Genomic DNA, 627 nt, shown 5'->3' with positions numbered 1-627 from the left:
TCGATATCGAGTCCTTGGCGCTTGAGGATACGGAATAGTTGTTCTATGTTCCAGCGTTGCTGATACCACTCTACGATCTGGAGCGCTTGCTCGGTCGTTTTCACGTCGTGAGTCGTCAGCAGCACCCAATGGACTGCTGCCTCTCCAGGCAGTACGGTGTCTGGCGATTCACGTAACTCCACGACCGATAGAACGATGTTCGGCTGCTTGGCCTTGCAGCCTTTGGGACACCGGATACTTACCGTTCCATACCGGACTTCCATGTGGGCGCAGTGAGCAGATCGCGCGCCGCTACGAGCGCCGTCGGTGCTTCGATATGCTTTGCCTGCGCTCCGAGCTGGTACTTCCAACTTCATGCAGGCTGCTGCTGGCTGCGCAACCAACCAGCCGAATAACGTGCCTCCGCCTTCGAGTTCACGATCGTGACGCGCTCGCGTAATGAGGTGGGTGCGTTTGTTTGGGATGCGATCCCACTCCTCGTAGATATCGCTCTCGCGATCTGCAACTACTGTCACCGAAGCGGCTCGATACAAACGCTTTTCGGCAGCCTTCGCTCCGTCGATCCAGCGCATCGACTCTTTTTCTTCGATGGGCCTGCGCTCCCGTGGTCGCTCCGTCGTCACTTCC

General features: G+C 57.6%; 1 protein-coding gene. It reads right to left on the bottom strand.

Annotated features, from left to right (window positions below):
• A partial coding sequence (locus tag SOM61_RS26405) for a transposase (protein WP_320476830.1) occupies positions 1 to 572 on the bottom strand: 572 nt, incomplete at its 3' end.
• Positions 573 to 627 lie beyond the last annotated feature (55 nt).

The sequence above is a fragment of the Massilia sp. CFBP9012 genome (genome assembly GCF_034045115.1).
Taxonomy (GTDB): domain Bacteria; phylum Pseudomonadota; class Gammaproteobacteria; order Burkholderiales; family Burkholderiaceae_D; genus Telluria.
The sequence above is the reverse complement of the archived record's forward strand: the minus strand, read 5'-3'. Positions and strand labels throughout refer to the sequence as shown.